A 14,058-nucleotide genomic window follows, 5' to 3' on the forward strand; every position below is an offset into this window, starting at 1 on the left:
CGTGCTTTTCAAGGCAACTTGTATAAAAAATCAAACGCAGGGATTCTTAATGGAAAAAACATTTTCTTTTAAATCATCAGAAATAGAGTCGTCGATTGAAGATTTTAAAAATAAGGGAATCACCGAATTCACTTTGCAGGATGAAGAAATTTTGTCGCACAAAGGAAAACTCCTTAAATTCCTTAATTTGGTTGAAAAAAAATACCCTGAACTTTTCCTGACTCTTCCTGTAAATGCCGACGTACTCGATTTGGACGTTTGCAGGGCTGTTTCGAATCTCTATTGCACCCTTGAAATTCCGCTTTGTGGCACGAGCAAGGGCGGAACTTATCTTTTTGACAAAAAATTCTACTCGCGCCGAGCGCAGACTTTTAACAATTTGGGGCTGGTTTTTGGCTTTGACATGGATTTTGCCGCGGAAGACGGCGACAGCGTAAAACTTTTCCGTGACCGGCTTGATTTTGCGCTTTCGCTTTACCCGAATCATATTGATTTTCCTCAGCTCGAAAAAAACTCCGCCGCAAAAATGCCAAAACCGACGGCAACTTTTTCGACGCAAGACATTCAAAAAATGCGCGAGGTTTCATACGCAATCGAAACTTTTTATTCGTATGGGCGGGCAGTAACGTGGTTTCTTTCTATATTGAAGCCTTTAAAAATGAATGCCTCAAAATTCTTTCAGGATTTTTCCGAATGGCAGACATTGAACAATTGCGGGCTTGAAAGTTCATGGAACGTGGCGCTTGCTTCCCATTCAGAAATCGAAAAAATGCAGCTTGAATTCTTGAAGTTCAAGTACGAAGAGAAAAATAAGGCCGACCTTTTCACGGTGGTGAGCAATATCGTTCGGCTTAACGGTGCGCTGAGCCGCTGTTACGGCGAGAATCTTGAAGGCGAGGTTGAGCTTAACTATAATCCTGACGAACTTTTGGGCGGAGGTGCGTTCGATATTCAGTCATTTTTTGACAATTCAATCATTGAGAACAGTCGCGTAAAAGTTTTTATGGGCGGCGAAGGACCTGAATATCATTATGTTTAGGCTAAAAATCGAAAAAAAATCAAAAAATACTTCAAAATGAATAAAATTGAAAAAAAATAGTTGACGATTTAAACCGGATTTTATTATTTTACAATTAAAAGAATTTTATTAGGAAGAATCTAATGGCTAACAACGAAACAGAAAACGAAGAAATCAAAGAAGAATCTGCAAAAGCGGAGACTGAGAATACCGCACAGGCAGAGCCAGAGGCTACTTCTGAAACTCAGAATCCAGAAGAGTCTGAAAACAAAACTGAAAATACTGAATCTGAAAAAAAAGAGGAGACTCCTGAAGAAAAAATCGCCCGCCTTGAAAAAGAGAATGCCGAGCTTAAAGACATGTATCTTAGAAAGACAGCAGATTTTGACAATTACCGCAAGCGAATGATTCAGGAGAAGCAGGACGCTTTTGATTATGCGAATGCGAACCTTCTCAAAGATTTGCTTGACAGCCTTGACAATTTTGACCGCACTGTTGAGGCCGCTGCCACCGCGACAGATCCAAAAACAATTGCCGACGGCGTAACGATGATTAACAAATCTTTGGTAAGTATGCTTGAGAATAAATACAACCTCGTGAGCTACGGTGCCGTAGGAGACCCGTTCGATCCAGAAATCCACGAGGCAATTGGAATGCAGGAAGGCGACGTAAAGGAAGAGCAGCTTGCAGCCGTTTATTTGAAGGGATACAAACTCAAAAACAGAGTAATTCGACATGCCAAAGTAATGGTTTTAAAACCGAAGGCATAACAAAATGTGCAGGTGCTGTAAGGCGTTCTGCATAGCTTAAAACGAAATTATATACGCGAAAGACGATTTCTAGAGTTCACTAGCTTTGGAAATTGCTTTGCTGGAGGAAAATAATATGGGAAAAATTATTGGTATTGACCTTGGAACTACAACATCAGAAGTTTCTGTAATGGAAAACGGAACTGCAACTGTTATTCAGAATTCGGAAGGTGGACGAATCACTCCATCTATCGTTGGTTTTACTGCAAAGGGTGAACGAATCGTAGGTTTGTCTGCAAAGAACCAGGCAATCACAAATCCAAAAAATACTGTTTATGAGGTAAAACGACTTATTGGAAAGCGTTATGGCGACCTTCAGGACGAGTTGAGCCGCGTTCCATACGAAATCAAACAGAAGGGCGAGAACGTAGTTGTTTCTGTAACTGACAACGGACAGCAGAAAGAATATACACCACAGGAAATCTCTGCATTTATTTTGCAGAAAATGAAGAAGACTGCAGAGGATTACCTCGGCGAGACTGTAACAGACGCAGTTATCACTGTTCCTGCTTACTTTAACGATGCTCAGCGACAGGCTACAAAAGACGCTGGTACAATCGCTGGTTTGAACGTAAAACGAATCATCAATGAGCCTACAGCTGCGGCTCTCGCATTCGGTCTCAAAGAAGACAAAAATCAGGAGAAAGTTCTTGCCGTAATCGATGAAGGTGGCGGTACGCTCGATGTTACAATCCTTGATATGGCAGACGGTGTATTTGAAGTAAAAGCTACTAACGGTGATACTCACCTCGGTGGTGCTGACTGGGACAACGCAATTTCTGACTGGCTCGTAAACGCATTCAAAACTGACACTGGAATCGACTTGTCAAAAGATGCAATGGCTATGCAGCGTATCAAAGACGCTTCTGAGCAGGCTAAAATCGCTCTTTCAAACCAGACTACAACAGACATCAATCTTCCGTTCATCACCGCTGATGCAACCGGACCAAAACATTTGCAGAAAACATTGTCTCGCGCAGAGTTCGAGAGAATGACACAGAGTTTGTGGGACAGAGTTCTTATTCCTTGCCAGAACGCTCTCAAAGATTCTGGATACACAAAAGACCAGATTAACGAGGTTCTCCTCATTGGTGGTTCTTCACGAATGCCAAAATTCCAGGAAGTTGTTAAGAACTTCTTCGGAAAAGAGCCTTTGAAAGGAATCAACCCGGACGAAGCTGTTTCTATGGGTGCCGCAATTCAGGGTGGTGTTCTTGCAGGAGATGTAAAAGACGTTCTTCTTCTTGACGTAACTCCTCTTTCTCTCGGTATTGAGACTATGGGTGGGGTAATGACAAAACTCATTCCTCGCAACACTACAATCCCTACAAAGAAGAGCCAGATTTTCTCTACTGCGGCTGACGGACAGACTGCTGTAACAATCCACGTTCTTCAGGGTGAGCGCGAGATGGCTTCTGAGAACAAGACTCTCGGAAACTTCAACCTCGAAGGAATTCCTGCCGCTCCACGTGGCGTTCCACAGATTGAAGTTACATTCGACATCGATGCAAATGGTATCGTTCACGTTTCTGCAAAAGATATGGGAACTGGAAAAGAGCAGCACATTCAGATTACTTCATCTTCAGGACTCAGCAAGGAAGAAATCGAGCGAATGGTTAAGGATGCCGAGGCCCATGCCGACGAAGATAAAAAACAGCGTGAAGCAATCGATGTTCGTAACGAAGCTGACAGTTTGATTTACGCTACTGAAAAGAACGTTAAAGATCTTGGAGACAAAGTTTCTGGAGCTGATAAACAGGCAGTTGAAGACGCTGTAGCTGCATTGAAGAAGGCTCTTGAAGGCAATGACGTTGCAGACATCAAAGCTAAGACTGAGGCTCTCAAACAGGCTTCTTACAAAATTGCAGAGGAACTTTACAAACAGCAGGGTGCACAGGCTGGTGCCGCTGGAGCAGGTGCTCAGGGCGGAGCTGGATCTAATGCAAACGCTGGTTCATCATCTTCAAACAGCGGATTCGACAAAGGCAGCGCAGACGATGTTGAGTACGAAGTTCACGATGAGAAAAAATAATGGAAATCTCTAAAAATATCTAATTTTGGAGTTTTTAGAGAGACCATAATCTTTCAATAGAAAGATTTATTCGTTAAGATAGAGTTTACCTCCACTTTGCGGTGGGGGTAAATTTTTCTTACAGATTTCAAGAGCTGTTTTTGAGCATGTCGGAAAACTCGACGTGCGCAATGACCGTTTTTGTTATTTATTAGGAAGTAGAGATATGGTATCAAAAAGAGATTATTACGAAGTTCTTGGAGTTGATAAAGGAGCCTCTAAAGACGATATAAAAAAGGCTTACCGAAAACTTGCTGTAAAATATCACCCGGACAGAAATCCAGGAAACAAAGAGGCTGAGGAAAAATTTAAGGAAGCTACAGAAGCTTACGAAGTTCTTTCTGATGACCAGAAACGCCCGATTTACGACCAGTACGGATTTGCAGGTCTTGACGGCATGGGCGGCGGAGCGCAGGGCGGATACAGCCATGCCTTCCATGACTTCAGCGACTTGTTTGGCGGCGGCGGATTCAGCGATATTTTTGAAAATCTTTTTGGCGGCGGATTCGGTGGCTCTTCACGAAGACGTTCTGCAAGCGATCCTGCACAGGGCGAAACTCTCCGTTATGATTTGAATATATCGTTCAAGGAAGCTGTGTACGGTACAAAATCAGAAATTGTATTCAGACATCAGGAAACTTGTACTGAGTGTCATGGCACTGGGGGCGCGGCTGGTTCTAGTCGAAAAACTTGTCCGACTTGTAACGGAATGGGGCAGGTTCGTCGCAGCGCAGGTTTCTTTGCTGTTCAGCAGACTTGTCCTACTTGTGGCGGTACTGGAACTACAATCGACAAACCGTGTTCAAAATGCCGTGGTTCAGGCTTCGAGACTGTTACGAAGCGCATGACGTTGACTATTCCGGCCGGCGTTGACGACGGAAAGAGAATTGTTATTCCGCACATGGGAAATGCTGGTGCGAACGGCGGTCCTGCCGGTGATCTCGTTGTAATTCTTAACGTTGACAACCACGAGTGCTTTGAGCGCGACGGACAGGATTTGTATTGCGCTATTCCTGTAACATTTGCGCAGGCTGCAGTTGGAGTTACGTTAAAAATCACTTCTCTTGATGAAAAAGAGATTGAATTCAAATTGCCTGCTGGCACAGAGAACGGAAAGCTCTTTAAAATCCGCGGGGAAGGCGTTCCTGTAACAAATTCTTCACGAAAAGACGACCTTTACATAAAAGTTTTGGTTCAGGTTCCAACAAAAATGAACAGCGAACAGCGCCGTTTGATGGAAGAATATGCTCGCATCGAAAATGCGACAACTTCCCCAAAATGCGTTCGTCTTTCTTCTTTAAAATAAAAATCTGTTGGGCGGGAAAGAAACGGAAACGTACGAGTTAACTTTTTTAAGAAACTTGCAACGTTTCCTTTTTTTTATCTTCGAAACGGACGAGCAACAGTTTTTTGCCCTTGTACATGCTCGTTCTGCATTTCCTGCTCAATCTTACCGATAAAATATTATGGCTATTCCCGAAAAAATGCAGGCCGATTTTTTGGAGTACATTTCTCCTGATTGTGACCGCCTGGCTTTTCTTCAAAATTATCTTTTAAAAAATGGCGTAAAATCCACTGTGCTTCAAATTGAAGGAAAAAATCATCTTTACGTGAATTTCCCTTCAACCAGTTACGACCCGACTTTTAAAATCAAGACAGTCGTTACTCATTATGACCGAGTTAAGGGTACTCCTGCTGCGAACGACAACAGTGCGGCCAATCTTATGATTGCGGATTTCGCTGTTGAGCTTTCAAAAAATACGTTCAGAAATCACAACATCAGGATTATTTTTACTGACGGCGAGGAGCTTGGAGAGGGCGGCGTTACGGAGCAGGGGGCTTTTTCGCTTGCTGAGCGTCTCAAAAAGAATGGCCTTGTGACTGACAATGTTTTTGTGTTTGATTCGTGCGGGCGCGGAACTGTGGCCGTTCTCTCAACAGCGGGCACGGAATCAAAAATCAAGGGAAAATTCAAAAACGATTTTTTTGATTTGTATGAACGTGCTCAGGAACTTTTGAATTCTTCTTCGGCAACCGGGTTCAGTTCGTGGATGACGCTTCCGACTCCATATAGTGACAACGCGGGATTTCTTGCTTGTGGCGTACCTGCTGTTCTAATCACTTTTTTGCCAAAAGAAGAGGCTACTTTGTATTTTAAGAATCTTATGGCTGACAAAACTCTTGAAAAATTCGTAAAGAATTGTGATTCGGCTTTGTCGGTTGAAGATGAGATTTTTAAATTCAAGTACAAAGAAAAAATGCCTGTAACGTGGCGAATGTTCCACACCGAGATGGACAATCATCTGAGCCTTACCGAAGAAAGCTTTGATTTTATGCGAAAAATCCTCCTTTCCCTCGCATTCCGAAAAGATTTGGCATAGTGAGTGGCTGGCGCATTATAAAGTGCAGATTTTGGCAGTTACAAGTTCCTTCTGCGGAATCCCCGCTAAACTCTTAAGTTTCTATTGAATAAATATGTATAAATATGTATAATTTTTGCATATTTATTCAAAAAAATGCATTTTGCATGGGAGAACGCAATGGCTAAAGATAAAGTAATTCTTGCCTATTCAGGTGGACTTGATACAACCGTTATCATTCCGTGGCTCAAAGAAAACTATGATTATGATGTTATCGCAGTTTGTATTGACGTTGGTCAGGGCGATGACTGGGAATCTATAAAGGCTCGTGCGCTAAAAACAGGCGCGTCTGCTTGCTACGTTGTTGATGCCCGTCAGGAGTATATCGAAGAATACATCTGGCCTGCTCTCAAAGCAAATGCCGTTTACGAGGATGAGTATCTTTTGGGAACTTCTACTGCAAGACCTCTCATCGGAAAAATCCTCGTGGAATATGCTCGCCAGGAAGGTGCAGTTGCTATCTGCCACGGTGCTACGGGTAAAGGCAACGATCAGGTTCGCTTTGAACTTGCAATTAAGGCATTTGCCCCGGATTTGCGTGTAATAGCGGCTTGGCGTGATGACAAATGGAACATGGACAGCCGTGATGCTGAAATTAAATTCCTTGAAGACCGCGGACTTGAAGTTCCTATGAAGAAAGACCAGTCTTATTCGCGCGACGAGAACATCTGGCACATTTCTCACGAAGGGTTGGAGCTCGAAAAAACTTCTAACGAACCTAATTATAAGCACATGCTAAAAAATACGACCGTGCCTGAAGAATCTGGAGACGGCGAGTACGTTACGATTGATTGGGAAAAAGGAATTCCTGTGGCTCTTAACGGTAAAAAAATGAACGGCTTGGAGCTTATGGAAGAACTTAATAAAATCGGCGGACGAAACGGTGTCGGTCTTGTTGACATTTGCGAGAACCGTTGCGTCGGAATGAAGTCTCGTGGTGTTTATGAGACTCCAGGCGGAGCGATTCTTTATTTTGCTCACCGCATGATGGATCACATTTGTCTTGACCGCGACACTTACCACTACAAGCAGCAGGTTTCACTCAGACTTGCCGAGCTTATTTACGACGGAAAGGTTTTCACGCCGTTGTATGACGCTCTTATGGCGTTCGTCGATAAAACTCAGGAAACCGTCACCGGTTGGACAAAAGTTAAGCTCGTAAAAGGACAGATTCGTGCTGCTGGCTCTGATTCAAAATACAGCCTTTACAACGAAGACATCGCTTCATTCACGACAGGCGACCTTTACAATCATAAGGACGCTCAGGGATTCATCACTCTCTTTGGTCTTCCTCTCAAAGTTCGTGCGATGATGGAGCAGAAAGTTGGCGAAGGACGAGCGATTGCCGAAAGCAAGAATCTCAAAAAAAGACCGACTGAGTAAAATTGAATCAAAAAGTTATTTTTAGATGATTCTGAGCCGTTTGCGATTATTGCAAGCGGCTTTTTTTTGCAATAATCAGTGCGCGGCATGCAAAAATTGATGAAAAATAGCTTATGCCGTTTATAAAAGATTCCGATTTTTTAGTTAGAATGGATGGGAAAAATATGAATAATAATGAACGCTACACAACTGACATTTACACAATTGCAAAAGTCGTTTCTGGGATTTTTGCTGTTTTGGCCGTCGTACTGTTTCTTTCGCTTTCCGTTGTAATTTACAGGTTTTCGGAGGAACGACCAGACCTTTATCAATATAACTATGAAGGACTTAGCAATGTCGGACAGGCTGTTGCAACCGGTATGAGAAATACCGGAAAAGTCGAAACTGATATTGCCCGTTCTGTTTCTGGTAGCGGTCGTATGAAAAATACTTCTGGCTACAATATTTTTGATGATATTTCTGACAGGCACACAAAATAACAACTTACCGCTGAAAAAAATGCTGATTAACGCCCTGAATTTTTTGGAGAGTGCTAATCAGCATTTTTTTGTTTTGCAATTTGCTAAAAAAGTTTTTGTATCGGGCTTTGCCCGATAAGCTATGCCTATTTTTAACTACTTGTTAATTTGATTTTCACAAGATTCGCCGTTAATAATCGAACGGACGCTCTTTAAAGTTGTGAGTGATATTTTCTCCAAATTTTCCTGTGTAAGATATGCTTGGTGTTTTGTAAAAAGCACGTTCGGCAACTGAATCAATTTATTTTTGAATTCTTCAAGAGATTCTTCTTCGTCCCAATCGATTGCATCAATATTTTCTTCTTCCTCGTAAGAGTCAAAAGCTGCGCCTTTTATTCTCTTTGAAACAAGTGCGTCCAAAAGGGCCGTGGCATCAATAAGCGCGCTTCGTCCGATATTTACGATAAGAACGTCTTTCTTCATCAATGAAATGCATTGCTTGTTGATTATGTGCCGGCTCTGCTGCGTAAGAGGGCAGCTGATGAATATGTAGTCGGAATTTTTAAAAAGACCTTCAAGATTGATGTATTCTGCGCTTATGCGGTTTGCAAAATTCTGGTCAGCGGTAGAGTCGTTCAAAAGAATCTTTGCGCCAAATCCTTTAAAAATTTCCGCAAGATTTTTTCCGATGTTCCCAACACCGATAATTCCTACTGTGCGCCCAAAAATCTCCGTTCCGACGAATCCGTCCAAATAGAAATTTTCTTCACGCACGCGATTGTAGGCTTTGTGAATTTTTCGGTTAAGAGACTGCAAAAGCGCCACTGCGTATTCGGCAGTTGCGTGCTCTGAATATGCAGGAATTCTTACGACCGCGAGTTGTGCTGGAATTGCCGACAAATTGATGTTTTTTACGCTTGTGCAGCGGAGCGCAAGGATTTTTACGCCATTTGCAACAAGTTCGTTCGCAATTTCTTCTGTGATAACGTCATTTTCAGAAATACAGACGACATCATGTCCGTTTGAAAGGGTTGCAGTTTTTTCTGTCAGATTATTCTCAAAAAAATCAAAAACAAATTCGGTGTCATCAAATTCTTCTGATTCCGCGCATTTTGAGAAAAAATATTCGTCATAGCTTCTCGCACTAAAAAATGCAACGTGAATTGTTTTAATTTCTGACTCCATAGAAGAACCTCTTTTTTTAAGTTATATTCAATAATTATACTACTTTTTTTGGTTTGTATGTATATCTTAAATAAAATTTTTCTAAAAAAACCTTTATAACTATGCTGAATTCAAATTTAACAATCAATAGCTTTTTACGACATTTTCCGCATTATAAGTTGTTGAATGCAAAAATCTGCTCTGGAGTCCGCTACGTCGCCTAAAAAATTGTCGTCAGACCGAATTTATTTCGGTATCTGCGCTATCTGTAGTGTAATAGACCTAGAATTAAGTTCGGGGTGACACTAGAAAATTCAGTTTTCAGACATTCTGAGTGGAGGTTCAGTACACTTGACAATTCCATATAATAAATTGAAAATCAGCATGGTTTACAAATAAAATGAAAAATTTTTCGATAAAATCAGCCGAAAGACAGCGTTTGGACGAATTTTTACAAAAAAAAGTTCCCGAATTGATTCAAAAAGATGTTTCAAAATCAAAAATCCGCAGAATGATTATAGCCGGAAGCGTGAGCGTAAATGGAAATCAGGTTAGGATTCCGGCCTTTGTTGTTCGGGAAAATTCTAAAATCTCTATTTTGATTGATGAAGACAAGCTTTTTTATGAAAAAACTCCTGATGACATAAAATTTGATTTGACAAAAAAAGACGTGCTTTTTGAGGATGAATCGATAATTGTCGTTAACAAACCTGCTTTTTTCCCGACCGAGGCGGGAATGGTCGGTTCTCGTGACAATCTTCATGCCGCAGTCGTGCGTTATCTTTGGAGCGAAAACCCGACTCTCCGAAATCCGCCGTATGCTGGCATCATGCATCGATTGGACAGAGAAACCAGCGGCGTTATTCTCTTTACAAAAAAACGCGACGCGAATGCCCCTTGCCACGAAATGTTCGAAAAGCACACGGCCACAAAAATTTACCGTGCCGTGGTTTCTGCTGAGCCTTCTGAGTCAAAATTTTCTGTAAAAATGTTGATGGGAAGAATCAGTCCCAAAAGCCAGGCTGCAAAATGGGGAAAGTTGACTAAAGACGGTCTTCCGTCAGAAACCGATTTTTCTGTCGTCGGAAACGGTTTTATTGGCTCCAGAAAAGTATTCTTCGTAGAATGCAGACCGCTTACAGGACGAACTCACCAGATTCGAGTTCATCTTTCGTCCGTTGGCTTACCGATTCTTGGCGATGAGCTTTACGGCGGCAAGAATCATACTCGAATAATGCTTCATGCAAAAACTCTTACTTTTCCGCATCCTGTTACCGGAGAAAACGTAACGGTGAGCGCGCCCCTTCCGGAAGGTTTTTACTAGACCAAATTTCGAGTTTTCTGTCATGGTGCAAAAAAAAGATTCCGAACCAGGTTCGGAATGACAAGATTGTTGTTCCGAATGATAGACTTTGTAAAAATTCGAATTTGAATTTACTAAAAAAAATCCCTGCCGTATCTGCACGGCAAGGACTTTCGGTTTTAATTCACTTTGAATCCTGTAATCATTGAAGCCACGTTATTTGTGGCGTCGCAGGTGGTTTTGCTTGCAAGAACGGCTTCTTCAGCCGCGTGCTTCATTTCTTCTATATTGTTTGCCGCGTTTTTCGAATGGTCCAGCGTGTTTTCCGCAAGTTCTTGCAGATTGTTGATTTCCGTAAATACGCGTGAACTTTCTTTTTTCATTGTTGAAGACGCTTCCGTAATTGCTATTGTCGTCGTGTCGAGTGTCTTCATCGTCTGCAAAATATTTTCGACTCCCGCATTCTCTTCTTTCATTCCTGCCTGAATTTCACGCATCAGTTTGTCCATCTGTCCGATTTTTGAGCCGACGTTTTCGAATGCGAGAGAGCTGTTGTTTGAAGACGTAACGATTTCTTGAATCGCTATCGAAATTCCTTCGAGCAAAGTCCTGATTTCTGCTGACTGGGTTGCGCTCGTTTCGGCAAGGGTTCGAATTTCGTCCGCAACTACGCTGAATCCTTTTCCCAGTTCCCCGGCGTGCGCGGCTTCGATTGCGGCGTTCATGGCCAAAAGGTTCGTCTGCTCCGCGATTGCCGAAATTGCCGCGTTTGCTTCGTTCAGGTTCTGCGACTGCAGGGAAATTTCGTTAATCTGGTCGCTGACTTCGTTTTGGATTCGGCTTCCGTTTCTTGCCTCTTGAACGAGACTGTCGTACTGTGCGCTGATAAGCGAAACGTTTCGGTTTACGGACTGAATGTTTGCAGAAATTTCTTCGATTGCCGAAGAAGACTGTTCGATTGCGTATGTCTGGTCGTTGATTCTTGAATCAAGATTTTTAATTTCTTTTTCTACGATTTGGATTCCGTCAGAAACCACGTTTATTTTGTCGGTTTGCGAAAAAACTCTGTCGTTGATTTCGTGCACTGAATTTGCCGTTGAACTGATTGTCTGAATGTGGCCGTCCATTCTCCTTGAAAGCTGAATGCTCGTCGTGCTCAAAACCTGCGTTTCGTGCTGCAATTTGTCCATGAGAGACGCGAGGCTCTGAATTACTTTGTTACAGTTTTCGGCAAGATTTCCGAGCTCGTTCTTGCTTTTTACGGGGATTCTTTGCGTTAAATCTGCCGTTCCCTGCGAGATTTTTTCCATTGCCAAAGAAATTTCTTTCATCGTGCCAAAAATCGTGTTTGAGAACAGATGGATTATTATTCCTCCGAGAATAACGAACGCAATACTGATGATTGAAAGCGTGATAATCTGTTTTTTCATCGTGGACACAAATTCTGTAAGGTCATAGTCGCATCCCACGAATCCTATCGCAGTTCCGGCCGAATTTCGTATTGCTTTGTAAGAACTTACTTGCCAGCCCCATTCGTTCTGGTTTGTTATTCCTGAACAAGTGACATCGTGGCTTTCCATTGCTTCAAAAGGAGCGCTTCCCCAGGTTCCTATGTCTTCGTCCGTGCCCATCGGCGAAAAATTTTCTGTGTCGCTCGGATCACAACTGCCGTCAATAATGTATTTGTAAGTGGTTCCGGAACTTGGAATCATCGTAAAAAGATATTGGCAGCCTACTGATTCTTTTAAATCTAAAAGTCGCTTTCTGAGTTCTTCCGTGTCTGGATCCGAAGCGTCCTGTTTGGTCGCAATTTCCTGAAAATCAAATTCCTGAATGATTGATATTGCTTTGTTTACGGCAGGGGTGCCCTGCGATTTTGCGATTTCCTCACCGATTTTTACGATTTTTGTTGCGGCTATTACCGAAATTATTACGCAAGATAGCAAGGTGAATATTGAAAATACAAAAATAAAACGAATTTTTAAAGAATGCACTTTTTCCTCCTGAAGGATTCGGAAAATATTATAACATTGAATGAGACTGAAAAAAATAAAAATTCTGTTTGTTTTTCATTTTAAAATTAAGATGATTTTAATAAATAATCAAGAGTTTGAACTTAAAAGTTTTTTAGATAGTTGATGAATTTCTGATTGACAAATCTGTCTTTTGGAGTTATTGACTATCAGCCTTAAAAACTGTATAGTTTAGATTCGATTCTACTATTTTCAATTGATAGATTATATTTGAGGACTTGCAAAAAGCGAGTCCTTTGGAGGAATAAAGTGGTCAAAATCAGACTCAAGAGATCCGGTACAAAGGCAAGACCAACATACCGCATCGTAGTGCAGGATGCACGCAAACCTCGTGATGGTACAACTGTCGAGGAAATTGGAATTTATCAGCCAATCGCTGGTGAAGAATCTCAGATTTCATTCAACGAAGATCGCGCTAAGTACTGGATTGGAGTTGGAGCACAGCCTACAGACACTGTTCGCAAAATCTTTAACAAGAAAGGCTTTACTTTAAAATAATTTATCGGGAGTAGCGGGGAATGGAAAAAGACCTGATTGAATATATAGCAAAATCATTGGTCGATGACCCCAGTGCAGTTTCGGTAAATGAAGCCGAAGGCGAGCGTGGAACCATTTTGGAACTTCGCGTAGCCCAGGGTGATATCGGTAAGGTTATCGGCAAATATGGCCGTATTGCTAAAGCATTGCGCACGGTATTGAGTGCTTCTGCCAGTAAGGACGGTAAACGCTACAGCCTGGAAATACTGGACTAAGTGAACTGTGGAAAAATCGAATAATCAGAAAATCGATACGCAGACGTTTGCAGAAATGTCTTTTGCAGGAATGTTTATCGTAGGTTTTGTCAGAGGTTCCCATGGAATTTCTGGTGAATTCAAAATTGAAAGTGCTTCTGGATGTTACGAACATTTTTCGGAAATGACCGAAGTTACTTTGAGGAACGGCAAGACTGAGGAATCTAAAAAATTCTCTGTCGAATACGTAAAAGACGGTGGCCGTGACTTGTATATGAAACTTAAGGGAATTGACTCCCCGGAAGTTGTGCAAAAGTACAACCGCTGGGAAATCCTCGTTCCTCGTGAAAAGGCTTGTCCTTTGGGCGAAAATGAGTGGTATGTTGAAGACCTTAAGCAGTGCGCTCTCGTTTATGAGGGCAAAGACGGATTTGGACCACAAAAAGTGGGAACAATCACAAACGTAATGGAAGGCGGTTCTGGTGACCTCCTTGAGGTTGTCCTGGCCGAGGATTGCAATCTTCTTGCGGATAACGTCAAATATGATTCCGACGGAAAACTTAGAACGGTTTATGTGCCGTTGAAAGGCGAAGCCGGTTTTATTGGAAAAGTTGATGTTAAAAATAAGAAGATACAGTTGATGCACCTCTGGATTCTGGAGTAATTCC

The 14,058-nt window shown here is 42.0% G+C and carries 13 protein-coding genes; 11 read left to right on the forward strand and 2 right to left on the reverse strand.

Going from position 1 to position 14,058, the window contains the following annotated elements; all coding sequences use genetic code 11:
• Positions 1 to 49: 49 nt before the first annotated feature.
• From JI65_RS06875 to JI65_RS06905, 7 genes are all read left to right on the forward strand, one after another.
• Positions 50 to 1,039, forward strand: coding sequence for a hypothetical protein (locus tag JI65_RS06875; RefSeq protein WP_191014639.1), 990 nt, complete (start codon positions 50 to 52; stop codon positions 1,037 to 1,039).
• Positions 1,040 to 1,161: 122 nt separating this feature from the next.
• Positions 1,162 to 1,788: a nucleotide exchange factor GrpE gene (locus JI65_RS06880; RefSeq protein ID WP_191014640.1), complete on the forward strand. Its 627-nt coding sequence runs from the start codon at positions 1,162 to 1,164 to the stop codon at positions 1,786 to 1,788.
• 115 nt (positions 1,789 to 1,903) lie between these two features.
• Entirely contained in the window at positions 1,904 to 3,859 is a 1,956-nt protein-coding gene (gene dnaK, locus JI65_RS06885; protein ID WP_191014641.1) for a molecular chaperone DnaK, read from the forward strand.
• Between the two features lie 205 nt (positions 3,860 to 4,064).
• A complete protein-coding gene (gene dnaJ / locus JI65_RS06890; protein ID WP_191014642.1) occupies positions 4,065 to 5,204 on the forward strand; it encodes a molecular chaperone DnaJ in 1,140 nt (379 codons plus the stop codon).
• A 160-nt stretch (positions 5,205 to 5,364) separates the two neighbouring features.
• Entirely contained in the window at positions 5,365 to 6,279 is a 915-nt protein-coding gene (locus JI65_RS06895; protein WP_242457188.1) for a M28 family peptidase, read from the forward strand.
• A gap of 159 nt (positions 6,280 to 6,438) precedes the next feature.
• Entirely contained in the window at positions 6,439 to 7,701 is a 1,263-nt protein-coding gene (locus JI65_RS06900) for an argininosuccinate synthase (protein WP_191014643.1), read from the forward strand.
• Between the two features lie 164 nt (positions 7,702 to 7,865).
• Positions 7,866 to 8,180, forward strand: coding sequence for a hypothetical protein (locus JI65_RS06905; RefSeq protein WP_191014644.1), 315 nt, complete (start codon positions 7,866 to 7,868; stop codon positions 8,178 to 8,180).
• A 135-nt stretch (positions 8,181 to 8,315) separates the two neighbouring features.
• Here JI65_RS06905 and JI65_RS06910 read toward each other — a convergent pair whose 3' ends face one another.
• Positions 8,316 to 9,344: an NAD(P)-dependent oxidoreductase gene (locus JI65_RS06910; protein ID WP_191014645.1), complete on the reverse strand. Its 1,029-nt coding sequence runs from the start codon at positions 9,342 to 9,344 to the stop codon at positions 8,316 to 8,318.
• 379 nt (positions 9,345 to 9,723) lie between these two features.
• Between JI65_RS06910 and JI65_RS06915 the strand changes: the two genes are divergently transcribed.
• Positions 9,724 to 10,647 carry an RluA family pseudouridine synthase gene (locus tag JI65_RS06915; RefSeq protein WP_191014646.1) on the forward strand — a complete coding sequence of 308 codons (924 nt, stop codon included), beginning with the start codon at positions 9,724 to 9,726 and terminating at the stop codon, positions 10,645 to 10,647.
• Positions 10,648 to 10,805: 158 nt separating this feature from the next.
• Here JI65_RS06915 and JI65_RS06920 read toward each other — a convergent pair whose 3' ends face one another.
• A complete protein-coding gene (locus JI65_RS06920; protein WP_191014647.1) occupies positions 10,806 to 12,620 on the reverse strand; it encodes a methyl-accepting chemotaxis protein in 1,815 nt (604 codons plus the stop codon).
• 288 nt (positions 12,621 to 12,908) lie between these two features.
• On the opposite strand from JI65_RS06920, the gene rpsP reads away from it, so the two are divergent.
• From rpsP to rimM, 3 genes are read left to right on the forward strand one after another with little or no spacing between them, the layout of a single operon-like run.
• Positions 12,909 to 13,157, forward strand: a complete 249-nt coding sequence (gene rpsP / locus JI65_RS06925; protein ID WP_191014648.1) for a 30S ribosomal protein S16 — start codon at positions 12,909 to 12,911, stop codon at positions 13,155 to 13,157.
• Between the two features lie 20 nt (positions 13,158 to 13,177).
• Positions 13,178 to 13,411, forward strand: coding sequence for a KH domain-containing protein (locus JI65_RS06930; RefSeq protein WP_191014649.1), 234 nt, complete (start codon positions 13,178 to 13,180; stop codon positions 13,409 to 13,411).
• 7 nt (positions 13,412 to 13,418) lie between these two features.
• Complete coding sequence (rimM, locus tag JI65_RS06935) at positions 13,419 to 14,054, forward strand: ribosome maturation factor RimM (RefSeq protein WP_242457189.1); 636 nt, start codon at positions 13,419 to 13,421, stop codon at positions 14,052 to 14,054.
• The last annotated feature ends 4 nt before the right edge of the window (positions 14,055 to 14,058 follow it).

Source organism: Treponema zioleckii, assembly GCF_014737315.1.
Taxonomy (GTDB): Bacteria; Spirochaetota; Spirochaetia; order Treponematales; family Treponemataceae; genus Treponema_D; species Treponema_D zioleckii.

Bases quoted from the DNA above. Each gene is read 5' to 3' on its own strand.
- JI65_RS06910 (WP_191014645.1), bottom strand. From the start codon at position 9,344: ATGGAGTCAGAAATTAAAACAATTCACGTTGCATTTTTTAGTGCGAGA.
- JI65_RS06895 (WP_242457188.1), top strand. From the start codon at position 5,365: ATGGCTATTCCCGAAAAAATGCAGGCCGATTTTTTGGAGTACATTTCT.
- JI65_RS06875 (WP_191014639.1), top strand. From the start codon at position 50: ATGGAAAAAACATTTTCTTTTAAATCATCAGAAATAGAGTCGTCGATT.
- dnaJ (WP_191014642.1), top strand. From the start codon at position 4,065: ATGGTATCAAAAAGAGATTATTACGAAGTTCTTGGAGTTGATAAAGGA.
- JI65_RS06880 (WP_191014640.1), top strand. From the start codon at position 1,162: ATGGCTAACAACGAAACAGAAAACGAAGAAATCAAAGAAGAATCTGCA.
- JI65_RS06930 (WP_191014649.1), top strand. From the start codon at position 13,178: ATGGAAAAAGACCTGATTGAATATATAGCAAAATCATTGGTCGATGAC.
- JI65_RS06900 (WP_191014643.1), top strand. From the start codon at position 6,439: ATGGCTAAAGATAAAGTAATTCTTGCCTATTCAGGTGGACTTGATACA.
- JI65_RS06905 (WP_191014644.1), top strand. From the start codon at position 7,866: ATGAATAATAATGAACGCTACACAACTGACATTTACACAATTGCAAAA.
- JI65_RS06915 (WP_191014646.1), top strand. From the start codon at position 9,724: ATGAAAAATTTTTCGATAAAATCAGCCGAAAGACAGCGTTTGGACGAA.
- dnaK (WP_191014641.1), top strand. From the start codon at position 1,904: ATGGGAAAAATTATTGGTATTGACCTTGGAACTACAACATCAGAAGTT.